The organism is Gordonia sp. Swx-4 (genome assembly GCF_030316175.1).
GTDB classification, from domain to species: Bacteria; Actinomycetota; Actinomycetes; order Mycobacteriales; family Mycobacteriaceae; genus Gordonia; species Gordonia alkanivorans.
On sequence record NZ_CP128197.1, the window covers coordinates 2298967 to 2324181 of the forward strand.

General features: G+C 68.1%; 24 protein-coding genes and 1 pseudogene. 9 read left to right on the forward strand and 16 right to left on the reverse strand.

Going from position 1 to position 25215, the window contains the following annotated elements; genetic code table 11:
- Positions 1-2: 2 nt before the first annotated feature.
- A complete protein-coding gene (locus tag PWF70_RS10355) occupies positions 3-758 on the reverse strand; it encodes a PIG-L family deacetylase (RefSeq protein ID WP_006360932.1) in 756 nt (251 codons plus the stop codon).
- A gap of 233 nt (positions 759-991) precedes the next feature.
- Between PWF70_RS10355 and htpG the strand changes: the two genes are divergently transcribed.
- Together htpG and PWF70_RS10365 are read left to right on the forward strand one after the other, a co-directional pair.
- Entirely contained in the window at positions 992-2980 is a 1989-nt protein-coding gene (gene htpG, locus PWF70_RS10360) for a molecular chaperone HtpG (RefSeq protein ID WP_075862573.1), read from the forward strand.
- 34 nt (positions 2981-3014) lie between these two features.
- Positions 3015-3998, forward strand: coding sequence for a hypothetical protein (locus PWF70_RS10365; protein ID WP_286352948.1), 984 nt, complete (start codon positions 3015-3017; stop codon positions 3996-3998).
- Between the two features lie 16 nt (positions 3999-4014).
- Here the strand turns inward: PWF70_RS10365 and PWF70_RS10370 are convergent, their stop codons facing one another.
- A complete protein-coding gene (locus tag PWF70_RS10370; protein WP_005198266.1) occupies positions 4015-4494 on the reverse strand; it encodes a nitroreductase family deazaflavin-dependent oxidoreductase in 480 nt (159 codons plus the stop codon).
- Positions 4495-4554: 60 nt separating this feature from the next.
- Here PWF70_RS10370 and PWF70_RS10375 point away from each other — a divergent pair, with 60 nt between their 5' ends.
- Positions 4555-5484 (forward strand): N-acetylglucosamine kinase, encoded by a 930-nt coding sequence (locus PWF70_RS10375; RefSeq protein ID WP_006360936.1) that lies wholly within the window; start codon positions 4555-4557, stop codon positions 5482-5484.
- A gap of 2 nt (positions 5485-5486) precedes the next feature.
- Here the strand turns inward: PWF70_RS10375 and PWF70_RS10380 are convergent, their stop codons facing one another.
- A complete protein-coding gene (locus tag PWF70_RS10380; protein WP_006360937.1) occupies positions 5487-6329 on the reverse strand; it encodes a crotonase/enoyl-CoA hydratase family protein in 843 nt (280 codons plus the stop codon).
- A gap of 72 nt (positions 6330-6401) precedes the next feature.
- On the opposite strand from PWF70_RS10380, the gene PWF70_RS10385 reads away from it, so the two are divergent.
- Positions 6402-7061 (forward strand): PaaI family thioesterase, encoded by a 660-nt coding sequence (locus PWF70_RS10385; RefSeq protein ID WP_035752541.1) that lies wholly within the window; start codon positions 6402-6404, stop codon positions 7059-7061.
- Between the two features lie 24 nt (positions 7062-7085).
- On the opposite strand, the gene PWF70_RS10390 is transcribed toward PWF70_RS10385, so the two are convergent.
- The 5 genes from PWF70_RS10390 to PWF70_RS10410 form a co-directional block, all read right to left on the reverse strand.
- Positions 7086-7640 (reverse strand): dihydrofolate reductase family protein, encoded by a 555-nt coding sequence (locus PWF70_RS10390; protein ID WP_035752296.1) that lies wholly within the window; start codon positions 7638-7640, stop codon positions 7086-7088.
- Positions 7641-8594: a helix-turn-helix domain-containing protein gene (locus PWF70_RS10395; protein ID WP_241548963.1), complete on the reverse strand. Its 954-nt coding sequence runs from the start codon at positions 8592-8594 to the stop codon at positions 7641-7643.
- 76 nt (positions 8595-8670) lie between these two features.
- A complete protein-coding gene (locus PWF70_RS10400) occupies positions 8671-10434 on the reverse strand; it encodes an alpha/beta hydrolase (protein WP_035752300.1) in 1764 nt (587 codons plus the stop codon).
- Between the two features lie 163 nt (positions 10435-10597).
- Entirely contained in the window at positions 10598-11410 is an 813-nt protein-coding gene (locus tag PWF70_RS10405; protein ID WP_035752301.1) for an ABC transporter permease, read from the reverse strand.
- Complete coding sequence (locus PWF70_RS10410; protein WP_196222040.1) at positions 11407-12321, reverse strand: ABC transporter ATP-binding protein; 915 nt, start codon at positions 12319-12321, stop codon at positions 11407-11409. Before PWF70_RS10410 ends, PWF70_RS10405 begins: the two co-directional genes overlap by 4 nt.
- Before the next feature lie 135 nt (positions 12322-12456).
- On the opposite strand from PWF70_RS10410, the gene PWF70_RS10415 reads away from it, so the two are divergent.
- Complete coding sequence (locus PWF70_RS10415) at positions 12457-13617, forward strand: sensor histidine kinase (RefSeq protein ID WP_035752304.1); 1161 nt, start codon at positions 12457-12459, stop codon at positions 13615-13617.
- The gene (locus PWF70_RS10420; RefSeq protein ID WP_006360945.1) at positions 13614-14264 is read left to right on the forward strand and encodes a response regulator; all 651 of its coding nucleotides are present in this window, start codon (positions 13614-13616) and stop codon (positions 14262-14264) included. The genes PWF70_RS10415 and PWF70_RS10420 overlap by 4 nt, the downstream gene beginning before the upstream one ends.
- Here the strand turns inward: PWF70_RS10420 and PWF70_RS10425 are convergent.
- Positions 14239-15234, reverse strand: a complete 996-nt coding sequence (locus tag PWF70_RS10425) for an arsenic resistance protein (protein ID WP_196222041.1) — start codon at positions 15232-15234, stop codon at positions 14239-14241. The two genes, PWF70_RS10420 and PWF70_RS10425, sit on opposite strands and share 26 nt — an antisense overlap.
- Before the next feature lie 67 nt (positions 15235-15301).
- Between PWF70_RS10425 and PWF70_RS10430 the strand changes: the two genes are divergently transcribed.
- Positions 15302-16012 carry a CPBP family intramembrane glutamic endopeptidase gene (locus tag PWF70_RS10430; protein ID WP_006360947.1) on the forward strand — a complete coding sequence of 237 codons (711 nt, stop codon included), beginning with the start codon at positions 15302-15304 and terminating at the stop codon, positions 16010-16012.
- Positions 16013-16023: 11 nt separating this feature from the next.
- Here PWF70_RS10430 and upp read toward each other — a convergent pair whose 3' ends face one another.
- From upp to PWF70_RS10455, 5 genes are all read right to left on the reverse strand, one after another.
- On the reverse strand, positions 16024-16653 hold the full coding sequence (upp, locus tag PWF70_RS10435; protein WP_035752308.1) for a uracil phosphoribosyltransferase: 630 nt from the start codon (positions 16651-16653) through the stop codon (positions 16024-16026).
- Between the two features lie 20 nt (positions 16654-16673).
- The gene (locus tag PWF70_RS10440; RefSeq protein WP_006357514.1) at positions 16674-17945 is read right to left on the reverse strand and encodes a URC4/urg3 family protein; all 1272 of its coding nucleotides are present in this window, start codon (positions 17943-17945) and stop codon (positions 16674-16676) included.
- Positions 17942-19192 carry a GTP cyclohydrolase II gene (locus tag PWF70_RS10445; RefSeq protein WP_006357515.1) on the reverse strand — a complete coding sequence of 417 codons (1251 nt, stop codon included), beginning with the start codon at positions 19190-19192 and terminating at the stop codon, positions 17942-17944. The genes PWF70_RS10440 and PWF70_RS10445 overlap by 4 nt, the downstream gene beginning before the upstream one ends.
- A 189-nt stretch (positions 19193-19381) precedes the next feature.
- On the reverse strand, positions 19382-21610 hold the full coding sequence (katG, locus tag PWF70_RS10450; RefSeq protein ID WP_035752311.1) for a catalase/peroxidase HPI: 2229 nt from the start codon (positions 21608-21610) through the stop codon (positions 19382-19384).
- A gap of 104 nt (positions 21611-21714) precedes the next feature.
- Positions 21715-22134, reverse strand: coding sequence for a Fur family transcriptional regulator (locus PWF70_RS10455; protein ID WP_035752313.1), 420 nt, complete (start codon positions 22132-22134; stop codon positions 21715-21717).
- Between the two features lie 129 nt (positions 22135-22263).
- Here PWF70_RS10455 and PWF70_RS10460 point away from each other — a divergent pair, with 129 nt between their 5' ends.
- Entirely contained in the window at positions 22264-23160 is an 897-nt protein-coding gene (locus PWF70_RS10460) for a hypothetical protein (RefSeq protein ID WP_035752315.1), read from the forward strand.
- Between the two features lie 4 nt (positions 23161-23164).
- Here PWF70_RS10460 and PWF70_RS10465 read toward each other — a convergent pair whose 3' ends face one another.
- Together PWF70_RS10465 and PWF70_RS10470 are read right to left on the reverse strand one after the other, a co-directional pair.
- The gene (locus tag PWF70_RS10465; protein WP_035752317.1) at positions 23165-23719 is read right to left on the reverse strand and encodes a DUF4334 domain-containing protein; all 555 of its coding nucleotides are present in this window, start codon (positions 23717-23719) and stop codon (positions 23165-23167) included.
- A 49-nt stretch (positions 23720-23768) separates the two neighbouring features.
- A pseudogene (locus PWF70_RS10470) lies at positions 23769-24670 on the reverse strand (DMT family transporter).
- Between the two features lie 105 nt (positions 24671-24775).
- Between PWF70_RS10470 and PWF70_RS10475 the strand changes: the two are divergent.
- On the forward strand, positions 24776-25207 hold the full coding sequence (locus PWF70_RS10475; protein WP_035752319.1) for a PPOX class F420-dependent oxidoreductase: 432 nt from the start codon (positions 24776-24778) through the stop codon (positions 25205-25207).
- Positions 25208-25215 lie beyond the last annotated feature (8 nt).

A 25215-nucleotide genomic window follows, 5' to 3' on the forward strand; every position in this document is an offset into this window, starting at 1 on the left:
CCTCAGATCAGCTCACACCCACCCGGCACCAGGTCGCGGCGCTGGTAGCACTCGACGCTCAGCAGCTTGTGCTGGACGTCGTCGGGCAACGACAGGAATCCGGCGATCGCGCGGCTGCGGTCGACCTCCGACCGGTGTGCGGTGACCCCCGCCTTCTTCCGTGCCGCCAGATCCGACACGTCGACGGTCACGTCGATCTCGGAATCCGGTGTGCCGGGCAGCTGATCGCGGGGGATCTCGGGAAAGAGGCTGGGGGCGAGCAGGTCCATCATCCACTCGGGGATCGTCGCGAAGTACAGCGAGCGGACCCGCCAGGCGGGCCCGGCCCGGTGGTAGAGCTTCGTCGAGGCCGCGGCGTCGGCGGCGGCGCACGCCAGCCGGTGGGCGTGAACGTGGTCGGGGTGACCGTAGATGCCGAGGGCGTCGTAGGTGACGACGATGTCCGGCTGGAGCTCGCGGATGTGGGCGGTCAACGCCCGGACCTGTTCGTCGAAGGACGCCGCGCACAGCCGGGGGGCGTCCGGTGCCGATTCGGGCCGCCGGTCGTCGGCGTAGCCGAGCATGATCGGTGGGCGGGGCATGCCGAGGATGCCGACGGCGTCGGTCAGCTCCCGGTGCCGGACCGTGCCCTCGGCCCAGGTGCACATGACCAGGTCGGCCTCGCCGCCGGCGTCGACGTGACGGGCGGTGAGTCCGCCGGTCCACAGCGACTCGTCGTCGGGGTGTGCATGCACCAGCAGCAGTCGAGGCGTACCCATCCACCTGGCTTCCTGATCGTTCCCCGCGGACGGCGCTCACTCGGGCACCATCCGCAACCGGGGTAGTCGGTCCCCGACCCAGGGTAGCCACACCGGCGCTCGGTAAAGTCGGTGTCCGTCACGACGTGTCGCGCCCGGACCCGCGTCCGACACCGGACCCAGCACCGAAACGCCACGTCCACAACTGAACACGTGACTACCGAACACACGAGAACAGAACATGGAGGTTTGCGATGAGCGCTCAGCCCGAAGTTCATGAGTTCCAGGCGGAGACCCGGCAGCTGCTGGATCTCATGGTCCACTCGATCTACTCCAACAAGGACAGTTTCCTGCGTGAGCTGATCTCGAACGCATCCGATGCGCTCGACAAGCTGCGCCTGGAGTCGTTGCTCGACAAGGACCTCGACGTCGACACCTCCGACCTGCACATCACGCTCGTCCCGGATGCGGAGAAGCGCACCCTGGTCGTCGCCGACAACGGCATCGGCATGACCCGCGACGAGGTCGTCGGACTGATCGGCACGCTCGCCCGCTCGGGCACCGCGGAGCTGCGCCGCTCGCTGGCCGAGGCACGCGAGAAGGGTGTCTCGGACGCCGCCGCCGAGGAACTGATCGGACAGTTCGGCATCGGCTTCTACTCGACGTTCATGGTCGCCGAGAAGGTCACCCTGGTGACGCGCAAGGCCGGCGAGACCACCGGAACCCGCTGGGAGTCGACCGGCGATGGCACCTACACGATCGACGACGTACCGGACGCCCCGCAGGGCACCTCCGTCACCCTGGCACTGAAGCCGGCCGACACCGAGGACCACCTGTACGACTACGCCGACAAGTCCAAGCTCCGTCAGCTGGTCAAGCGCTACTCGGACTTCATCGCGTGGCCGATCCGCATGGACGTCGAGAAGACGGTGCCCGTCGAGAAGCCCGAGTCCGAATCGGAGTCCGCCGAGGACGACAAGGCTCCCGAGACCAAGACGGTCATCGAGGCCGAGACCATCAACTCGATGAAGGCCCTCTGGGCCAAGTCGCGGTCGGAGGTCTCCGAGGAGGAGTACCACGAGTTCTACCGGCATGTGTCCCACGCCTGGGACGCGCCGCTGGAGACCATAACCCTGCAGGCCGAGGGCACCTTCGAGTACCAGGCGCTGTTGTTCATCCCGACTCAGCCGCCGTTCGACCTGTTCATGCGCGACAGCAAGGTCGGCATCCACCTCTACGTCAAGCGCGTGTTCATCATGGACGACTGCGCCGAGCTGATGCCGGAGTACCTGCGCTTCGTCAAGGGTGTCGTCGACGCCGCGGACCTCTCGCTCAACGTGTCCCGCGAGATCCTGCAGCAGGACCGGCAGATCCGCGCGATCCGTCGTCGCCTCACCAAGAAGGTCATCTCGACCGTCACCGAGATGCGCGACAGCCGGCCCGACGACTACCGCACCTTCTGGGACGGTTTCGGTCGCGTCTTCAAGGAAGGCCTCGTCAACGACCCGGACAACCGCGACGCGCTGCTCAAGGCGTCGTCCTTCGCGAGCACCCACTCGGAGGAGGAGCTCACGACGCTGGCCGACTACATCGCCCGGATGAAGAGCGGTCAGGACACGATCTACTACATGACCGGCGAGTCCCGGCAGCAGATAGTCAACTCCCCGCACATGGAGGCGTTCCGCGCCAAGGGGATCGAGGTCCTCGTCCTGTCCGACCCGGTCGACGAGATGTGGGTCTCGGCCGGTGCCGAGTTCGACGGCAAGTCGTTCCAGTCGATCGCCAAGGGTGCGGTCGATCTCGACGCCGACGACGAGGACTCCGACGACACGTCGAAGGACGAGCGGGAGAAGGCCTACGCCGACCTGCTGTCGTGGTTGACCACCACGCTGTCCGACGACGTCAGCGAGACCCGGCTGTCGTCGCGCCTGACCGAGTCCCCGGCCTGCCTCGTGGGGGACACGTTCTCGATGTCACCCCAGCTGGAGAAGCTGTACCGGGCCTCGGGACAGCAGTTCCCGAAGTCCAAGCGGGCGCTCGAACTCAACCCCGATCACCCGCTGGTCGAGGCACTCAACAAGGCGTACGCGAACGGCGACCACGACAAGCTGGTGCCGACCGCGAAGCTCGTCTACGGCATGGCCGTGATCGCGGAGGGCGGCGAACTCGAGGATCCCGCGGAGTTCGCGAAGCTGCTCGCGGGCAGCCTCACCGAGTCGTTCGCGGCCGGTTCGGATTCCTGATCGGGTTCCCGACGCCCCGGGTGGGTCGCCCGGAATGACCCGGCGGAGGTGGACGATCACCATCGGAGTCGGGGCGTTGGTCCTGGCGGTCGTGCTGGTGTCCGCTCTCCTCGTGGGATTGTCACGCGAGGACGAGCGGGCCCGCACGCCCGCCGGTGCCGTCCGGACCTATCTCACCGCGCTCGCCGACGCCGACGCCTCGGCGGCCCTTGCCGTCGTCGAATCGCGCCCGGACGCCCGGTTTCTCTCCGACGGGGTGTTGCGTCAGCAGCGCGCCGAAGCGCCGATCTCCGACATCGAGGTCGACGATCCAGGGGAGTTCGCACAGACGGTCCAGGCGCGGTATCGGCTCGGGGCACGTGAGGTCGGCATGCCCATCAGGGTGACGCGGGCCGGGGACGGCTGGGCGGTGGTCGACGGCGCGGTGAAGGTGCGCATCGAGTCGCTGCTGGTGCCGAGCCCGACGTTGTTCGGAGCGCAGGTGAAGGCCGGGGAGACCGTCTTCCTCTTTCCGGGGCCGCAGCGATGGGGTTCCCGGGACACCGACTTCGTCGGACGTCCCGCCGACGGACCGCCCACCGGTCCGCGCGCGCCGATGACGGTTCAGGTGGTCGCCGAGCTCAGTCCCACCGGGGCGTCGGCGGTCAGCGACGCCGTCTCGGCACAGCTCACCCGATGCGCGGCCTCGACCCGCGCCGACGCCGGAGCCGACGTCCCCGGCTGCACGCAGCGGCTGTTCCGGTCCGCGGTCGACGGCAGCGTGCGATGGACCGCCCCACGAGACCTGTCCGGTCTGCGGTACCTCCTCCGACGCCCCGATGCGAGAACCGGTTCGATGCCGGACGAGAAGGACCTCGGCACGGTCGACGTCGCGGGTGCGGTCGAATGGCGGGTGGCCTACACCCCGGACTACGACCGGGACGGGCCCCGCGTCGAGACGACCGACATCCAGTACCTGGTCGGGGAGGTCGATCTCACCGCCGACACACCGTCGTTCACCGCCGAGCCGGTGTCCTGACCTCGACTCGGTGCGGCTACCCGGCGGGCGGTGCGGGGCGGAGCCGGAAGACCGGGATCCGGCGGTCGGTGCGCTTCTCGTACAGGTCGAAGTTGGGCCACACGGTACGCAGCTTCTGCCACGCCGCATCACGGTCGGCTCCCTCGAGTTCGGTCGGGACCGCGACGGACACCACTCCGGCGACGACGATCTCGATGGTGTCGGCGGCCCGTATGTTGTACACCCACGCAGGCATTTTGGGTCCACCGAAGTAGGAGCCGGCGATCAGCCAGTCGTCGCCGTCGGGAACTGCGAGGAGTTGGGTGGTCCGGATGGCACCGGTCTTGCGACCCGCCACCCGGATGGTGATGTTCGGGAGATCGGCGATGTCGAGCAGGGTCATCCGTTGACCGGTGACGGTCTGAATGGCGTTGTCGCCCACCACGATCTGTGGGAGAAAACGAGGCATCCAGGGGATCGACCCGATCTTGATCGCGAGGCTGCGCCGCACCTTCATCCGCCCAGTGTGACATGACATCGTCGCCGCGTCGGCACGGTGCCGGATAGCGTGCACATCATGGGCGGCCACACGACGGGACACATCCTCATCGACGGCGGGCAGACGGGAACGCGTCTGCGTGTCGAGACGCCGGCCGGTACCGACGACTGCGAGCTCGGAGCGATCCGCACGGACCGGCCGGTGGTGGAACAGATCGCGCAGGCCGTCCACGACGCCGGGATACCGGAGGCCACGTGGTCGTTGGCCGCCGGGGTCTCCGGACTCACACCTGAGGCTGCGCGCCCGTCGGCGTTGCTCGCCGCGGTCGCCGACCTCGGGGTGACGTCGGTTGCGCTGGCACACGATTCGGTCACCGCGTACCTGGCCGCGAACCGGGACGGGTTCGGCGTGGTCACCGCGGTCGGTACCGGCGTCGTGACACTCGGCGTCGGACCCGCCGGGGTCCACCGGGTGGACGGCTGGGGCCATCTGTTCGGTGACGCGGGCAGCGCCTATTGGATCGGACGAGCCGGGATCGATGCCGCGCTGCGTGCTTTCGACGGACGGGGGAGCGCGACGGTCCTACGGGATCGGGCCGCCGAGATGTTCGGTCCGCTCGACGAGCTGTACATGGTCGTCCAGGGTGATCCGGACCGCGTGGCGCGGGTGGCCGGATTCGCCCGCGCGGTCGACGCGGCCGCCCGGGATGGCGACGTGGTCGCGCAACAGATCATCGACGACGCCGCGGACGAACTCGCCGGGTCGGCGCTCACCGCGCTGGAACGCAATGGTCACCGACCCGGCGAGAAGGCGCGGATCAGCTGGATGGGCACGGTGATGACGGCCAACCACCGACTCCGCGGGCGCTTCGTCGTCGTGATCGGCGAGGCTGCGCCCGGTGTTGACATCGGGGCGCCGCACGGGCAACCCCTCGACGGCGTGCGGCTGCTGGCCGGGCTGGCCGAGTCGCACCCGCTGGCCGCGGAGGTCCACCGCAGCCAGTTGTGAGGTCAGCGCCCCTTGAATTCCGGCTTGCGCTTCTCGAAGACGGCGGTGATTGCCTCGGAGAGGTCCTCGCTGGGGAGGAATGCCGAGTTCCAGGCCGCGACGTAGCGCAGGCTGTCGTGCACGGCGGCGCTGCGGGAATGGTCGAGGACGTCCTTGATGCCGTGGACGACGAGCGGCGGGTTGTCGGCGATCTCGCGGGCGGTCGCGCGGGCGAGCGCGAGCACGGCGTCCTGATCGTCGGCGACGTCGTTGACCAGCCCGATCTTCTCCGCGCGCGCGGCGTCGATGTCCTTGCCCGTCAGCGCCAGTTCACGCATGTGGCCGTCGCCGATGATGTAGGGCAGTCGGGCGAGAGTGCCCACGTCGGCGACCATGCCGACCTTGACCTCACGGATGCTGAACTTGGCATCGGCGCTCGCGTAGCGGACGTCGGCGGCACAGATCAGGTCGACGCCGCCGCCGATGCACCAGCCCGAGACCGCGGCGACGACCGGCTTGCGGCAGTCCGCGACCGCGGTGATCCCGGCCTGCAGCTTGCGCAGCGACTCCAGGAACTCGGTGCGCGCGGCGGCCTTGGCGTTGTCGGCCAGGACGTTGGCCAGGGTGCCGGCCATCGCGACGAGGTCGAGTCCGAAGGAGAAGTGTTTGCCGGCGCCGGTCAGCACGACGGCGCGCACCTCGGGATCGGTGTCGATGTGGCCGAAGATCTCGGGGAGCTCGCGCCAGAAGTCGGGGCCCATCGCATTGCCCTTGCCGGGGCCGGTGAGCACGACCTCCGCGATGTGGTCGGCAACGGTGACGTCGAACGCGGTCCAGTCGCGTTCATTCCAGGCTTGCGCTGTCATGCGAGGGAGCTTACTCGGCAGTCAGGACGTCCGATGGGCGGACTGCCGGAGCCGCCCTGTTAGATGAAACCCATGAGCGGATACATCCAGGAGGACATCGACCCCGAGGAGCTCGCGCATCGTTCCGAGCTCGCGTCGTCGATCGCCGGGAGCGTGCGCGAACTGATCGACGCGACCGTGCGCACCGAGGTCGGGGAGGCCGACATCGCCGAGGCGCGCCGGCTCATCGAGGCCGCCACCGAGATCCTCCGCAGGGACCAGCTGCCCGGCGCCTACGGCATCCGGTTCAACTCCGACGGCACCAAGCGCTCGTGGGGCAATGCCATTCTGGGGCGGCGCAATCCGATCGCACCGCCCGTCGAGCTGCACCACGAGTCCGAGTTCAGTTGGACCGAGGTCGAACTCGGGGCCGCCTACGAGGGCCCGGCCGGGCTCGTCCACGGTGGTGTCCTGGCCCTGATCCTCGACCAGCTCCTCGGCTCGACCGCCGAGTTCCAGGGCGTCCCGGGAATGACCGGCACCCTCAGCGTCCGCTACCGGAGTGCGACGCCGCTCGGCAAGATCCGTGGCGAGGCGCGGGTCGACCGCGTCGAAGGTGTGAAAACCTTTGTCACCGGCACGATCTCGAGCAACGGCAAGGTCAGCGCCGAAGCGGAGGGGATCTTCATCCTGCCCAAGTGGGCTCGCGGTGAGGTGTCCGACGTGTTGCGCAAGTCGGTGGGCGAGGGCTGAGTGTCCGGAACTGCGCGTAGTGCCTCAGACCTCGCCGAGCCGAGTCCGTGCTCCGATGAGTGAGTAACGCGCGCAGAGGAATGCGCCGTTGCGGGCGAAATCCTGTAGTTCGAGATCGTAGCGTCGCGGAAAGAGGGGGCGTCCGGCCCCGAGGGTGACCGGCGCGATCGAGACGATCATGTCGTCGAGCATCCCGGCCTCGGCGAACTGCGCGGCGAGATCACCTCCGCCGACGACCCACACGTCCTTGCCGCCTGCTGCTTCCGTCAGCCGGTCGCGGTGGTCGGCGGGGTCCCCGTCGAGGACGGTGATGGAGTCGGCCACCGGAGTGATCGTGCGATGGGTGAACACGAAGGACGGGATCTCGTACGGCCACGGTTTGCCGTCGGCGAGTTCGTTGTCGAGGAGCCACTGGTAGGTGGTGTATCCCATGACCGCGGCGCCGACCCCGGCGTAGAAGTCGTCGTAGTTCATCGGACCGCCCTCATCGAGCGGCTGGGTCAGCAGCCAGTCGAGGCTGTCGTGGTCGTCGGCGAGATAACCGTCGAGAGTGGTCGCGGTGTAGTAGCGGAACGCCATCTAGAAACCTCCGGAGTGTTTGCGGTGCCACATGATCGGATCGGGGTCGAGGGCCGCGACTCCGACATCGACGCCGGCGTCGCGCAGCATCCACCGCGCGAGTTGGCGACGATGAGCGGAGAAGGTCAGTACATGCGCGACGATCTGGGAGAGCAGAAACGATTCGGGCGGATCACACAGTGCGTCGATGACGCGGTCCTGCCAGGCGCTGCGCCGGTCGATGTCGCGGATCAGCGCCAGCCACCTCGGTGTCAGTTCGCGGTGGAGTTCGACGAGTGCGCACAGATCCGACGGCGGATCGGGCGGCATGTCGGCGCCCTCGATGGTCGCCAGCCAGGGCTGCTTGTCGGCGACGAGATGTGACATCACCTGCGCGAGCGACTCTTCCGGGCCGTTCCAGTGCAGCGGTTCGTGACCGGGAAGTCGTCGCCGGGTCCACTCGTCGTCGTCGACCCCCTTGGCGGCGTCCAGCAGGACCTCGACGTCGTCGAGGTCGTGTCGCACCATGAGCATCAGGACGTCGCCGGCGCTCTCCGTGGTGGGAGTGCTGCTGTCGACGTAGAGCACAGTGGGCGAATGGAAGTGGATGCCGTTGGGCGCCGGCAGCCAGTGGCTGTGCTCGGCCGGTGCGGCGGTCGACGCCGCTCGTCCGGGACTGTGCCCGAAGGCGCGTGTGAAGGCCCGGGCGAACCCGTCGACGGACTCGTAGCCCGAGTCGAAGGCCACCTCGGTGACCGTCTTGCCGTGCTGCAGCAACCATGCCGCTCGCTCCAGGAACACGCGCCGACGAAGCGCGACCGGCGACTCGCCCGCACCTCGGCTCACCTGCCGGGAGAAGTGGAACGGCGACGAGAATGCGCCGGTCGCCATCTCGTCGAGGTTCGAGTGCTCGTCGGCCAGCACGGCGTCGAGCAACTCGCGCAGACGATCACGGTCGTTGGGGGTTGGGCTCACCCATCGAGTATGGAACGCCTAAGGCCTTCCCGACCCGACCGATCTTGCTCGTTCGCAGAACCGCCTCGGGTGCCGCTCAGTCGCGATTCAGCAGCGGGATGAGCTTCTCGGTCTTCTCCGGGGTCCAGCCCGGTGGCTGCAGGATCTCTGCCCACGCCGCCGGGATGGCTGCCAGATAGAAGTGTCCATGACCGTCCGGGACTCCGGTCGACACCGCCATGTCGGCGCTGACCTGCAGGAAGGTCACGAAGGGAATCCAGTGCATCGCCGGCAGGACGTCCCGTCCACGCGCTTCGTTGAGCCAGTCGGGCTCGCGCAGGATCAGGCGCGGGGACCACCACGAGATCGGGTCGGAGGCATGCTGCAGGTAGACCGCGCGACCCGGGACCCACTCGCCCTTGGCGTTGTACAGATCCGGAGCGTCGGCGATGAAGCGGACCTGTCGGCCTTCGTCATAGGTCGGTTGCCACTCGGGCGTGCCGGGGTCGCGGTTGGTGGTCGTGTCGACCCACAGCGAGTTGTTGAACGTCGGGCCGACGAACAAGGCGCCGTCGGTCCGGGCGTTGAGGGACGGAATCGTGCCGAAGGCCGACTCGGCGGCGAACGAACCGAGACTCTCGCCGAAGACCACGAGCTTGGGCCGTTGGACCTCCGGGATCGCGCGCACCCGCTCTGAGACGGCCTCGAACAGCGCCTGACCGGCCTGGCGGGCCCGCTCTTTGTCAACGAGGAAGGAGAGCCAACTGGGAAGGTAGGAGTACTGCATGCTGACCGTGGCCGTGTCGCCGTTGTACATGTACTCCAGGGAGTCCACGGTGGCCTGATTGATCCAACCGGTGCCGGTGGTCGAGGCGACCGCGACGACCTTTCGCTGCAGCCCGCCGGTGCGTTCGAGTTCTTCGGCGGCCAGTTTCGCGTTGGCGCGCAGGTCGTCGCCCGAGCCGAGTCCGACGTAGGCGCGGATGGGTTCGATTGCAGGCGCGCCGTTGAACGCGGAGAGTTCCTCGACGCTCGGACCGACCGAGACGAAGATCCGTCCTTGACGTCCCAGTGAATCCCAGGTCACCAGGGAGCCCGGACCACCGGAGCGAAGCGGCGAGGTCGGAGGCTTCGAATCGGCGGTCGTCTCGTCGTTGACCGAGGCGAAGGTCGAGTTCAGTGCCTTCATGCCGTAGTTCGCGACCACGCCATTGAGGACGAACACAGTGACCAGGATCGCGACGACGATCGCCGCGACCGCGGAGATTCGCGGCGGCGCAAAGCGGTTCATCGTCCGGACGAGCCAGACAACCCCGTCGCCCCATGCCTGTCCGATCAGGATGAGCAGGAAGAACACCACCACACAGATGATTGCGATCTGCGGGTATGCGGTCCAGGACAACAGGTCGACGCTCATCATCGTGCGGATGTCGTCCTGCCATCGCTGGAACATCACGAGCATGACGACCGTGCCGGCGATCGCGGCGAGTCCGAGGGCCGCCCAGACCCGGTGCATCGGGGCCGGCCAGGGCTTGTCGCGCGAGATCATGAAGCGGATCAGCCATGAGAAGAACACGCCGAGCGCGTATCCGACTGCTGCGGACGCACCGCTGACCACGCCCTGGAACAGCGCGCCGCGGGGCAGTAGCGACGGTGTCATCGACAGCCAGAGGAAGACCAGGGCGACGGCCAGCCCGACACAGGAGAAGCGGTCGAGGCGGCGTCGCCACCAGGCCGGGCGGGCGGCATCGCCGCTCTCGACGTCTGCCGGCGACTCCGCGCCGAGGCCCGCAGGTGCCTCGACCGGAGGTTCGGCCGGGAGTTCTGCGACCGGGTCGCTGGTGGGGGTCGACGACGACACGTGGGTTCCTCATTTCTCGAGAACCTGGCAAACCTAGCAGCGAATCATCATCCGCGACACGGGCTGTGCCCACTTCGGCCCAATACTGCTCCCGCACGGTTACCGCCGGCGACGTCGAGCCGCCGGCGGTTGGTCGTTGCGTGCCTGATCCGGGCGAGTTGTCCTACTTCACCTCCGACCGCATGACCCGCAGCACTCCGACGCCGAGGGGCAGAGCGATCCAGATCAGGCCCGACACCAGCAGTCGGGCCCATTCGCCGCCGGTGGCCCATTCGCCGGACTGGAAGGGCATGTTGGTCAGGGTGGTGTCGACCCACTGGCCGAGGTTGTTCTTGAACCAGGGGACCAGTTCGCTGACCACCGACAAGGCGGTCGGGAGCGCGAAGTACGCGACGATGGCTCCCGGGGTGTTGAGGATCAGCGCTGCGAAACCGAAACCGAGCAGCAGCCCGAACGCCTGGATCGCAAAGGAATTGACGAAGCCGGCCATGCTGAGCCCCCAGGACCCGGCCGGGTCGGCGAAGGCGATGGCGGCGATACCGTTCCCGACGATCCCGAGGACCAGCGCCACCGCGACCGCGGCCACCGCGGTGATCAGCGACGCGACCAGTTTCGCGCCGATGATCCTTTCCCGTCGGGGTTCGAGTGTGAAAGTCGTGAGCGCGGTGCGTTGGCTCCACTCGCCGGTGACCAGGAGGATCGCCAGGATCGGCAGGATGATCGCGGTGGGAATGTTCATCATCCCGAAGAACTCTCCGAGGTTGAGGTTCTCGGGGTTGTTCCGGTTGGCGATGAGCATCGCGACCATGACGATCGCCGCGAGGACGCCGATCGACGCGGTCAGCCAGAAGCCGGCCCGGGTGTCGACGAGCTTGCGGAGTTCGACCCGCACCAGGCGCGCGAACGGGATTCCTGGGCGCGTGACGTCGATACCCGCCGTCGGTGCGAGCGGTGTGCTGAAGTCGGCGATGGTCATCGGAGGGCTCCTTCGAGGGTGGGCTGCTCGCGCTGCGTATCGGAGGTCAGCTGCAAGAACATGGCTTCGAGTTGTGCACCGTCGGCGGGACGCAACTCGGTGAGGACGACGCCGACCGCAGCCGCGGCGCGGCCGACCTCCACGGGCTCGGCGTCCACGTCGAGTCCTCCGGATGCATGGGGGCGGGCGATGATCTGGGCCGCGGTCAGTGCTCGCAACAGCGCTTCGTCGTCGAGTGAGTGGACACGCGACCCCGCGCCGGCGAGCAGTTCGGCCTTGGTGCCCTGCGCGACGATCCGGCCGTTGCCGATGACGACGATGTCGTCGGCGATGATCTCGATCTCGTGGAGCAGATGCGAGGACAGCAGAACCGTGCCACCTCGATCGGCGTAGTCGCGCAACAGGGTTCGCATCCAGTGGATTCCGGCCGGGTCGAGCCCGTTGGCCGGTTCGTCGAGGATCAGGACCTTGGGATCGCCGAGCAGGGCCGCTGCGATACCGAGCCTCTGGCGCATGCCCAGGGAGTAGTTGCGGACCCGACGGCCCGCCTCCTCCGGCGTGAGGCTGACCATCTCGAGCATCTCGTCGACGCGGTCCCGGTTGATGCCCATCGTCATCGCGGCGAGGCGGAGGATCTCGGCGCCGGTCCGTCCGGCATGCTGTGCCGACGCGTCGAGCAGGACGCCGACCTGCGTGGCCGGGTTCGGGATGGTCCGGTAGTCGACGCCGTAGAGGTGCGCGACCCCGGAGGTCGCCGGGGTGAGCCCGGCGATGATGCGCATGGTCGTCGACTTGCCGGCGCCGTTCGGGCCGAGGAAGCCGGTGACCTGTCCCGGTCGGCAGGTGAAGGACACGTCGTCGACCGCTACGTGGTCGCCATACCTTTTCGTGAGGTTCTGCACTGTGATCATGGGTCTCATGGTCGTCGGCGCAGGTGATCACCCGCATCGGTCACCGGTCCACAGCTACATCAGCCGAAAGTCGTAGACGTGTCGTATCCGATGGTCGGAGGTCGCGCCGGAACTGTCCGACTAGCGTGAACGGATGTGAAACCCGAGCAGTACCAACCCCCGCTCACCTGGGCCGGTCACGCGTGGCGACTCGCGCTGATGCTGCTGGTGTCCGCGGCCGTGTTCAGCACCCGCGCCGGATACCTGTGGAACGAGGTGCGCTGGTGGTTTTTCGCCGACCTCGCACTCGGCGTGGCGTCGTACACGGCGGTCTGGTGGCGGCGTCGGTATCCCGTTGCGGTGACCGTGTTCACCAACCTCGCGGGGATCGTGTCGACGACGTCGCTCGGGCCGGCGACTCTCTCGCTGGTGTCGATGGCGACCCGCCGGCGATGGGTCGAGATCATCCCGCTGACGCTGCTGTGCGTGGTCGCGAATGTGGTCGCGTCGCAGTTCTTCTCAACCCCCGCCGAGGAAGACGACCCGGCGCTCGTGGTCTACGCCGTCATTGCCGCACTCACCGCGGCGATGGTGTCCTGGGGCATGTACATCGGTTCGCGGCGGGAACTCCTCGCGAGCTGGCAGGCCAGGGCGCTCGCGTCGGAAGCCGAGCAGCAGGCCAAGGTGCAGCAGGCGCGATCGCTGGAACGTGCGCGCATCGCGCGCGAGATGCACGACATTCTCGCCCACCGGATCTCGGCGATGAGCATGTCGGCCGGGGCACTGGCCTACCGAACGGACCTGACCGGTGAGCAGGTGCGTGAGACGGCACGCACGATCCAGGAGACCTCACATCTCGCGCTCACCGAGCTGCGCGAGGTCCTCGGCGTCCTACGGGAGGGCCCGGGCGACGCCGCGCCGGAGGAACCACAGAATGCGCCTGAGCTGATGGCGCTCGTCGACGAGGCGCAGCGGCTCGGAATGCGGGTCGACGCGCGATGCGAGATCGACCCCGCCGCACTGCCTCCGACTATCGCCCGCACGCTCTATCGGTGTGTGCAGGAGGCCCTGACCAACGCCCGCAGACACTCTCCGAGCGCGCCGGTCACGATGCACATCCGCGGTGGCCCCGACCACGGCGTCGATCTCCTCGTCGAGAACCCGTTGCCGCTGACGGCCGGAGCCGCCTCACCCGCCCCGGGTTACGGCCTGGTCGGACTCGCCGAGCGCGTCGGCCTGCACGGTGGGCGGCAGTCGGCGACCGTCAGCGACGACAAGAGATTCTTGCTGCACGTCTGGCTACCGTGGCAGTCATGACCGCACGCATCATGATCGTCGACGACGACCCGCTCGTCCGATCGGGACTCCGGCTCCTCCTCGGGGGCGACGCCGAGCTCGACATCGTCGCCGAAGCAGGCAACGGGCAGGAAGCCCTCGACAGCCATCGCGACGATCCGGTCGACCTGATCCTGATGGACCTGCGCATGCCGGTTCTCGACGGCATCGAGGCCACCGGACGATTCAAGGCACTGCCGGCGCCGCCGGCGGTGATCGTGCTGACCACCTTCGACGCCGACGACTTCGTGGTACGCGCGCTCGCCATGGGCGCCGACGGCTTTCTCCTCAAGGACACCGCGCCCGACCAGATCGTCGCAGCCATCCACAACGTGCTCGCCGGGCAACCCGCGCTGAGTCCCTCGGTCACCGCCGCGTTGATCAAGCAGGTTGTTGACGGCGGGGGAGCCCGATCATTCTCTGCCACAACCCGTATCGAGTCGCTCACCGCCCGGGAGCACGACGTCGCCGTCGAACTCGCGCGGGGGGCGTCGAACGCGGAGATCGCCGACCGGCTCTACATGAGCCTCGCGACGGTCAAGGCGCACATCTCGCACATCTTCACCAAGCTCGACGCCTCGAACCGCGTCCAGGTCGCGATCCTCATGCACGACGCCGGAGTGGTCTGAGAGCGCCCCGACGTGCCGCACGGCTGAACGCCCACACGAGGAGCACCATCCCGATCAGCTCGACGAGCGTCTGGGTGATCACCGTCGCCGCGGCCAGCTCGGCGCCGACCGGAAGCGCCAGTGCCAGCGGGAGCACCACGAGCGAATTGCGGGTCGCGCCAGAGAACACGACGGCTGTCCCGGACGCCGGTGAGAGGTGAAGGGCGCGGGCGACGCCGAGCCCGACGATCGCCATGAGGATCAGGAACAGGACGTAGACCGGGATGACGCCGGCGATGTCGTCGAAACGGGAATCGATCCGCGGGACCTGCGATCCGACAGCGGTGACAAGCACCGCCATCATCAGCGGGACCATCGTCACCGACACCGCGTCGCCGGTACGACGCCCGACATCGCTCCGGACGGCCCATGCCTGCGAGAGCCAGGCCAAGACCAGGGGGAGGGCGATGAGAACCGCGAATGCCCACAGGAACGGCTCCGGATCGAGCGCTGCCCGGTCCTCGCCGAGCAGGAGTGTCAGATACACCGGGACGATGAGCATCTGGGCGAGCAACAGCAGCGGCGTCGCCGCGAGCAGGCGCTGCCGGTCACCCCCGGCGAGACCGGCGAAGACGACGACGTAGTCGACGCACGGACACAACAGCACCAGCAGCGCACCAATCCGGATGGCGTCATCAGCCGGTAGAAGGGGAGACAACGCCCAGACCACGAGCGGCACGAGAACGAAGTTCACCGCCAGCACCACCGCCAGAAACCTTCGGTCGCGCAGCGAGGCAACGAGATCTGTCGCCCTGACCTGGAGGAAGGTGGCGAAGAGGAGAGCGGCCAGCAACGGGGTGACCGCCACGTCCATCGACTCGGCCGCCGACGGCACCGTCAGCCCGAACGTCAGGCCCACGCCGATCGCGAGGAGATACAGCGCGACCTGATGTCGTTCGAGACGTTCGGGAACGCGGACGGTGTCGGGCACGGCACCATTCTGGGCCACCGGGCGTCGATCGGCGCCACGGGCCGCGGTACTGCGCGACACTCGACGGATGACCGCACCGTCCCGACGCCACGACGTGGCTCTGCTCGTCGTGATCGTCGCGGCCCTGATCGCGGTCAACGTCGCGGCTCACCGCTCGAGTGGCGTGTTCGCGGTGCTGATCATCCCGGTGGCGGCGATCCTCTTGCTGCTCATAGCGCGGCTCGGCGGACTCGACTGGCGCGAACTGGGACTGAGCCGCGCCGAACTGCGCGCGGGTGTCCCGTTCGCCGTCGCCTCGGTGATCGTCGTGGCGGCGATCGTGTCGACCGCCGTCGCGATCCCGGCGACCCGTGACTTCTTCCTCTCGGACCGCTACGACGACACATCCGAGGCGTTGCTGGCCGCGTTCGTCGTCATCCCGCTACAGACCGCCATCCCCGAGGAACTGATGTTCCGCGGCGTCCTGCAGGGAACCCTCGGCCGGTTGTGCGGTCCGACCGGGACCCTTGTCTACGGCGCCGTCGCCTTCGGACTGTGGCACATCCTGTCCTCGACGGGACTCACCGAAGGAAACGAAGGACTCAGCGACACCCTCGGGTCGGGCACCGTCGCGCAGGTCGCCGGGATCGCTGGTGCGGTTGTCGCGACCGGCCTCGCGGGCTTCGTTCTCGGTTGGCTACGGCAGCGCACCACGAGTCTCCTCGCCCCCATCGCCTTGCACTGGGCCCTCAACGCCACCGGCGCGATCGGTGCCGCGGTGGCGTGGCAGGTCTCCTGACCGGCGTGCGCTCACGCCGTCCCGAAGACCCGATCACCCACATCCCCGAGGCCGGGTCGGATGAATCCGTCGGCGTCGAGTTCGCGGTCGATCCCGGCGGTGTAGACGGGAACCTCGGGATGTGCCCGGTGCAGGACGTCGATGCCTTCCGGACAGGCGACGAGGCACATGAACTTGATCGATCGCGGCGCGTACTCCTTGATCCGGTCGATCGCCGCGACCGCCGAAAAGCCGGTCGCGAGAAGGGGATCGACGATCACTACATCGCGCTCGTCCAAATCCGGCGGCATCTTGAAGTAGTACTCGACCACGACCATCGTCTTGGGGTCGCGATAGAGGCCGATGTGGCCGACCCGCGCGCCCGGCACGACGGTGAGCATGCCGTCGGCGATCCCGGCGCCGGCACGCAGGACCGCCGCGAACACCAGCTTCTTGCCGTCGATCACGCTCGCCGTGGTGGTCTCCAGCGGTGTGTCGATGGTGATCTCGTGCATGGGGATGTCCCGCAGCACGTCGTAGGCCATGAGGGTGGAGATCTCGTTCAGCAGGCGCCGGAAGTCGTTGGTGGACGTGTCTTTCCGGCGCATCAGGGTGAGCTTGTGCTGCACCAGTGGATGGTCGATGACGGCGACGGTGCCCATGGGTTCCCCTATCGTGGTTCTCAGAAGACGGTTCCGGTGCTGCGGATCGACAAGGGCGGCAGCCCGTTCCGCAGGCGGGTGGCCAGGACCCGGCCGGCCGCCCAGGTTCCGCCCTCGAGGATGCAGGCCAGCGGCATCGTCGCCGCGTCGGTCCCGAGCCGTTCGCGGACGAGTCCGGCGATCTCGTCGAGCAGGGCGACGGTGAGGGCACGCCATTCGATGACGATCTGGTCGCCGACCTCCCATTCGACGTCGGCCCAGTCCTCGTCCCGAAGTGTGAGCACGCCGGTGTCGAGGAAGAGTCCACCGTTGCGGTACTCGGGGAGACCCGTCAGCTCGTCGAGGCCGGTGACCTCGACGCCGGACCAGAGGAACGGTTCCAGCAGCGAGTAGGTCAGCCACTGGGACAGCTTGTGGAACGGGATCCACCCGGCGGTGAGACCCGGTCCGGTCACTGCGCGGTGAGGCCAGCAATCGCCCAGCGGCACGGACCCGATCCTGTTGTCCGACGGCCAGATCGGGCCGAGGTGAGTCAGCACGGCGCCGAGGATCTCGGCAGCGGTCACCGTTCCGCGACCGTCCGCGGTCAGGTGATCGAACAGCCGTCCGGGCCGGCCGTCGGGGCCGAACACCGTCGGCTCATCGGCGAGGACGTCGCCCAGCCGACGCAACAGTTCGACGCGACCCGCCAATCCGGTGAGCGGATTGGTGGGGGAGACCTGGAAGGCGCCGCCCAAACTCTCGATCGTCACCGCACGGAGGCCGGCCGCGTCGACGCGGAGGGGTTGCGCCGCATCGTCGGAGAACAACCCGGCGGTGAACGCCTGCCAGCTGGCGACGCCGAGTCCTTCCGAGCGGGTCAGGACCAGGCCGCTCGACTCCTCACGATAGGACCACTCGGGACCGGCCCCGGCGTCCAGGAGCACGCTGACCAGGACGACGTCGATGAGTGCACGGGTGTGGTCGGGGGAGTTCGTCGACGGTAGTGCGTCACGAAGCGCTCCGAGCCGGTCGACGCCGCCGGCCTCGAAATGGCGCCAGCGACTGTGGAATGGGATCGTGCCGTCGGGATAGCGACCGCGGGTCGTCTCGACGACGATGTCCGCAGCGACACCGAGGGCATCGTCGTGAACCGTGAACCAGGGGGACCGGCCGTCGCGGGCACGCTCGAGGAGCCGGCGCGAACGCTCGCGAACCGCGGTGCTCGTTCGCAGCAGCGCGGCCGCGGCGACGTCATTGTCGGGTGTCCTCGCGGACCGGTCGGCGGTGCCGTTCCGCACGGTGCCGCTCACTCGAGCCCCCGGCCCTTGACCTTTCGCAACGCCTCGGCGTCGGGCACGGGTCCCGGGGTGAAGTAGCCGGCGGCCATCTTGGCGTCGATCTCCACCCGGGCATCGGCCGGGACCAGCTCATCGGGGATGTTGACCCGCTCGCCGACCTCGATGCCCGAGCCGGTGATCGCGTCGTACTTCATGTTGCTCATCGAGACGAGCCGGTGGATCTTGGTGATCCCGAACCAGTGCAGCACATCGGGCATGAGTTCCTGGAAGCGCATGTCCTGAACTCCGGCAACACATTCCGTGCGGGCGAAGTACTGGTCGGCGGTGTCGCCGCCTTCCTGTCGCTTGCGGGCGTTGTAGACGAGGAACTTCGTCACCTCGCCCAGTGCGCGCCCTTCCTTGCGGGAGTAGGCGACCAGGCCCACGCCTCCGCGCTGGGTGCCGCGGATGCACTCCTCGATCGCGTGCGTGAGGTACGGGCGACAGGTGCAGATGTCCGATCCGAACACGTCCGAGCCGTTGCACTCGTCGTGGACGCGGGCGGTCAGCTCGACCGTTGGATCGGCGAGATCACGGGCATCGCCGAAGACGTAGACGGTCTGGCCGCCGATGGGTGGCAGGAAGACCTCCAGGTCCGATCGCGTGACGAGTTCGGGATACATGCCCCCGGTTTCCTCGAACAGCACCCGCCGCAGCTCGGCCTCGGAACAGCCGAAGCGCTCGGCGACACCGGGCAGATGCCACACCGGCTCGACCGCGGCCTTGGTGACCAGGGCGGCGCCGCTCGGGAGCAGCAGCTTGCCGTCGGGGACGAGCCGCCCCTTCTCGATGGCCTCGGCGATCTCGGGGAGGATGACGTGCGCCTTGGTGACCGCGATGGTCGGTCGGATGTCGTAGCCGGCGGCGATCTTGTCGGGGAAGCTCTCGGCGACCGTCGCTCCCCAGGGATCGAGCGAGACGATCGCCTTCGGATCTCCCCATTGCGGATACGGTCCGATGTGGTCGGTCGGGGAGGTGTTGGTCAGATCCGCGCGATGGTCGCGGGCCAGCGCACCGGCGGCCACCGCCAGCGCACGGTAGACGCTGTACGACCCGCTGTGGGTGCCGATCACGTTGCGGTGAGCGCGAACTCCGGTCGTCCCGATGACCGGCCCGCGCTCGGCCGCGGTGGGTGCCCCCCAGTGGATGGGCGGGGCGTCGACTCCGCCGCTGTGCGAGGTCAGTCGGATGTGCCCCAGGGATTTGTGCTCGCCGGACATCGCGATCTCCTTCTGTCACGACGGTCATCCGCCACCTCGAGGAAAGCGCCAGCATAGTTCCGAATTCGCGATCGTGCCGGGCGGAACGACTGCGTTCCTCGGAGACGACGATGCGGTGACACCCGGGTCGGATAACACCGCATCGTCGTGTGAGAGGCGATCAGCGAGTCAGCTGACCGACGGATCGGCTCAGACGTCGAACCGGTCCAGGTTCATGACCTTGTCCCACGCCGCGACGAAGTCCTTGACGAACTTCTCCTCGGCGTCGTCGGAGGCGTACACCTCGGCCAGGGCGCGCAGCTGCGAGTTCGAGCTGAACGCCAGGTCGACGCGGCTGCCGGTCCAGGTCTGTTCACCGGTTGCGCGGTCGGTGCCGACGAAGACGTTCTCGTCGTCGGTCTTCGACCACTTGGTGGACATGTCGAGCAGGTTGACGAAGTAGTCGTTCGTCAGCACGCCCGGCTTGTCGGTGAGCACACCGAGTGCCGAGTTCTGGTAATTGGCACCGAGCACGCGCAGGCCGCCGATGAGGGCGGTCATCTCCGGCGCGCTCACGGTGAGCAGATTCGCCCGGTCGAGCAGCGTGAACTCGGCCGGCTGTGAGGCACCCCGCTTGCCGTTGTCACTGCCGAGGTAGTTGCGGAAACCGTCCGCGGTGGGCTCGAGGTATGCGAACGAGTCGACGTCGATGTCGTCCTGCGCCACGTCGGTGCGGCCCGGCGTGAACGGCACGGTGACGTCGACTCCCGCATCGCGAGCTGCCTTCTCGATGGCGGCGACGCCACCGAGGACGACGAGGTCGGCGAAGGAGATCTTCGCGCCCGCCTCACCGGTGAACGACTCGGCGATGCCCTCCAGCGTCGCGACGATGTCGGCGAGTTCGGTGGGCTCGTTGGCCTCCCAGCTCGCCTGCGGTTGCAGACGGAGGCGACCTCCGTTGGCGCCGCCGCGGAAGTCGCTGCCGCGGAACGACGATGCGGCCGCCCATGCGGTCTTCACCAGCTGCGAGACCGACAGGCCCGACCCGAGTAGCGCAACCTTCAGTGCGGCGATGTCTGCCTCGGAGACGAGCGGTCCCTCGTGCACCGGCACGTTGTCCTGCCAGTCGTAGGTGACGTCGGGAACCAGCGGTCCGCGGTAGCGGATCGCGGGTCCCATGTCGCGGTGGAGCAGCTTGAACCAGGCCTTGGCGAACTCCTCGGCCAGCTCCTCCGGGTGATCCAGCCAGCGGCGGGTGATCTTCCCGTACTCGGGGTCATAACGGAGTGCGAGGTCGCTGGTCAGCATCGACGGGTGGGTCTTGCCGTCACCGAAGGCCATCGGCACGGTGCCCACGCCGGCGCCGTCCTTGGGACGCCACTGGTTGGCGCCCGCCGGGCTCTTGTACAGCTCCCACTCGTAGCCGTAGAGGGTCTCCAGGAAGGCGTTGTCCCACTGGGTCGGGGTCGGGTTCCAGGTCACCTCGAGACCACTCGTGATGGTGTCGGCACCGTTGCCCTCGCCGTGCGAGCTCCGCCAGCCGAGACCGGCGTCCTCGAGTGCGGCGGCCTCCGGCTCGGGACCGACCTGGCTCGCATCCCCGGCGCCGTGCGTCTTGCCGAAAGTGTGACCGCCGACGATGAGTGCCGCGGTCTCGACGTCGTTCATCGCCATCCGGGCGAAGGTGTCCCGGATGTCGGCGGCCGATCCCAGGACGTCTGGATTGCCTTCGGGTCCTTCGGGATTGACGTAGATGAGACCCATCTGCACAGCGGCCAGCGGCTTCTCGAGTTCGCGGTCACCGGAGTACCGCTGATCGGCCAGCCATTCGAGTTCGGGACCCCAGTAGACGTCATCGGGTTCCCACTCGTCGACGCGGCCGAAGGCGAAGCCCGCGGTCTCGAATCCCATCGACTCGAGTGCGACGTTCCCGGCGAAGACCAGCAGGTCGGCCCACGAGACGGCCTGGCCGTACTTCTTCTTGATCGGCCACAGCAGACGACGCGCCTTGTCGAGGTTGGCATTGTCCGGCCAGCTGTTGAGCGGCGCGAAGCGCTGCATACCGGCCCCGGCGCCACCGCGTCCGTCCCGGACGCGGTAGGTGCCCGCCGCGTGCCACGACATGCGCACCATCAGGCCGCCGTAGTGGCCGAAGTCCGCGGGCCACCAGTCCTGCGAATCGGTCATCAGGGCGATCAGGTCTGCCTTGAGGGCCTCGACATCGAGGCCCTTGAGGGCCTCGTCGTAGTCGAAGTCGGCGTCGAGCGGGTTCACGACATCCGGATTGTGCTGCAGTATCTTGAGATTCAACTGGTTCGGCCACCAGTCACGGTTTCCGCCGCCCTCGGTGGGCTGCTTGGCCTGGCCGTGCATGACCGGGCAACCGCCGGCGGGCGGTTGCGTGTTGGCCTCGGCGATCGGCGGGTGTTCTTGCGCCATGTCATTCCTTTCGGGAAATGGTGATGGTGGCTGGGCGCAGCCTTGATCCCGCCCGGTCCACAGATGTGGACCGGGCGGTCAGGTGTGGTCGGATCTTCGGTGGTTCAGGCCTGGCAGTCGGGACAGAGGCCCCAGTAGACGACCTCGGCCTCGTCGATGACGAAGCCCTGGTCGTTGGACGCGGTCAGGCACGGAGCTGCGCCGACGGCACAGTCGACGTCCCCGATCGCACCGCACGAGCGGCAGACCACGTGGTGGTGGTTGTCGCCGATCCGGGACTCGTAGCGAGCCACGTGCCCCGACGGCTGGATCCGCCGGATGAGACCGGCAGATGTCAACGCGGCCAACACGTCATAGACGGTCTGCTGGGAGACGTCGGCGAGTTCGGCTCTCGTGGAGCCGAGCACGGTGTCGGTGTCGGCATGGGGGTGTGCATGCACCGCACGCATGACCGCGACCCGCGGGCGGGTGACGCGGAGTCGAGCCGAGCGCAGCCGGGTGGCGCAGTCGTCGTCGGTGAGCATGTGGACGAGTATGCACCCATTTCTGGAACTGTTCAAGTTTAGGCCGCCGTGATGTGTCGGATGACGGGCAGTCGGAGACGTACGATCGGCTCATGTGGAAGCGACATCCTGCCGGTCGCGGGTGATGTGATGTCCCGGTACGACGAAACCGTCGACGAACTCTACGGCCTGACGCCGGACCTGTTCGTGAAGCGACGAAACGAGATCGCCAAGGAGGTCAAGGCCGATGGCGAAACCTCTCTGGCCAAGGACATCTCGAAGTTGCGCAGGCCGACGCAGGCCGCCTGGGCGATCAACCAGTGGGTGCGCGCGAATCCCGACGACTGCGACCAGGTCACCTCGCTGGCCGCGGACCTGTCTGCGGCGCAACGGCGTTCGGCGGTCGACACGATGCGCGAACTGTCCCGTCGGCGCCAGGAGTTGATCAACGACTCCGCCGACGGCGTGGCCGGCACCGCCTCCTCGCTCGGAGTGCAGCTGTCCGACAGCGCGGTTCGCGAGGTCGCGACGACGCTGCGCGCCGCGATCGCCGACGCCGAGATCCTGGACGATCTCCGACGCGGACGCCTCGTCACCTCTGCGGAGTACAGCGGTTTCGGCCCCGCAGGGGTCTTCGTCGTTCCCGACCCGCCGGCCGAGTCGAAGCGCGCTGCCGGGCATGGTCGCGGTGCCGGCCCGGAGGATGTCGGCGAGGAGTCGGCCGACGAGGCCGGGAGTACAGATGAGGACGACCAGACCAGGCGTGAACTCGAGGCCCGGATCGCCCGGGCCGAGGACGACGAGCAGTCCGCGCGCGAAGGTCTCGGCGACGCGTCCTCCGCGGTGGACGAGGCGTCCGCGGAGGTCGACGAACTCGTCTCTCGGGCACGGGAACTCCGCGAGCAGTTGTCCCGCGTCGAGGACTCACTGCGCTTCGCGCGTCAGCGATTGTCGACCGCCGAGCAGGGCCGATCGGAGGCCAAGCTCGCACTCCGCGACGCGGTCTCCGAGGCGAACACGCTGAGAGCGGCGCTCGCCGATCTCTGAGTGTTCAGATCAACCGCAACGAATCGTCGCGTCGAAGTGCGAAGAAGTATGGTGCCGGCGAACCCTTGAGATCCATGGCGCCGATCACCGCGTCGTCGGAGATGCGGTGGAAGACATCGTTGATCGGCAACTGGTCGTAGACCATGGTTGCGTTGTCGGTGCCGCGATAGCGAGTGGTGCGCAGCCGTGCGCGCGCCTTGCGGGTCTGGCTCAGCAGTCGGGTGGCAGCGATCGGTGTCGCGAACGACATGGCCTTGACCTGAGGAGTCTTCTCCGCGACGGAGAGCCCGCTGAAGGCGATCGCCGGGTTCATCGCCCAGAGCGCGGTGTGGTCGCGGGTGGGGAAGAGCAGCGGGTGGACGGTCTCGGCGTCGACGAACTGCTTGCCCCACCATCCGCTGGCGGCGAGGAAGCCGTCGAGGGGATGGCCCGTCGGCAGCTCCGCGCCACGCCAGGTGCCGATCATGAACTCCGGGTCGATCGCGTCGCAGGAGTCGAACAGCTCGAGTGCCTCGGCGGTGTCGGTGGGAATGGTGGTCAGGATCTCGCGCACGTCCATGTCGCCGATCCTACGGCCAAAGACACAAATAGAGAAGAATGTTGCAATGTCAGGAGGTCGAACCTGCGGCAACTCCGCGCTGCGCGTCGTTGCCGTCGGGTTGGGAGGTGAGCCACGCGACCGCGAAGGCGCCCGCGATCGCACCGACGAAACCGACGTAGGCGAGCCACCCGAGTCCGTCGACGGCGCGGTCACCGAGGAACAGCACACCGATCACCGACGGAATGCCGACCTCGCCCACCACCAGAACGGCGGTGACGGCGTTGACCGGACCGAGCTGGAGCGCGACCGTCTGCACGTAGAACGCAAGGGCACCGGCGAGGGCGATGGTCCAGGCCGCCGGATCGGTCAGCAGCGCCGCGGGGTCGAATGGGTGCACGCCGTCGAGGACGCGCACCGCCACCGCGAGGGCGCCGTACATCGCGCCGGCGAGCGCCCCCGCGAGGATCGCGCCGCGCCTTCCGAGGAGGTGCACGACGATCAGGCCCACGACCGCGACCACCGTCGACACGATGAACAGAGCCCAGTGGAAGGCCATGTCGTGGGCGGTCGCGGCCTCATGCGACGCCGACGCGCCGAGCATGCAGAGTGAAGCGACGACGATGCCCATCGCGGCCAGGTCCCGGCCACGCAGCTTGGTCCCGAGCAGGACGCTGCCGAGAAGCGCGGTGACGATCAGGTTCCCGGCGACAATCGTCTGTGCGAGGAAGAGCGGGAGCAGCGTGCGGCGACGGCGCCACCGGCGAAACCGAGGACCACCATGAGGGTGCCGACGAGGAAGGCCGGGTCGCGGAAGGTGTCGAGCGTCGAACGCAACGACGGCCCGCCCTTGGCCGTGACACCGGCGGCGTCGGGTCCGGCGGCGTTCCGGGCGCCGAGTGCGCGAAGGACCGTCGACAGTCCATAGGCCACCGCGGCAAGCGATGCCGCCACTATTCCGATCGTGAACACCGTATGAAGGTATAGGCCCTCGTGGTCCGATGTCCGGGTTCCGCGCCGGGTCCGGTGCGTCCGTCGCGCCGGAATAGTCGCCGACCGAGGGCAGTTGCCCAGACCATGACCACCTCTGAGTACGACCCGCGCGACCTTCTCGCCGAATCACGTCTCGGTGTTCTCGCCACCATCAAGTCCTCCGGCCTGCCGCAGCTTTCGCCGGTGACCCCGTTCTACGACCGCGACGCGGACACGATCTACGTGTCGATGACCGAGGGACGGGCCAAGACGGTCAACCTCCGCCGCGATCCGCGCGCGGCGCTCGAGGTCACCGGACCCGACCGTTACACCTGGGCGACCGCAGAGGGCGATGTCACGCTGATCGGGCCGGGCGCCGATCCCCACGGCCCCGAGGTGGAGGCACTGGTCGACTACTACCGGAAGGCCGCCGGCCAGCACCCGGACTGGGATGAGTACCGCAGCGTGATGGTGTCGGATCGGCGCGTGTTGATGGTGATGTCGGTCAAGCGGGTGTACGGCGAGCGGCTTCGCTGATCCACGCC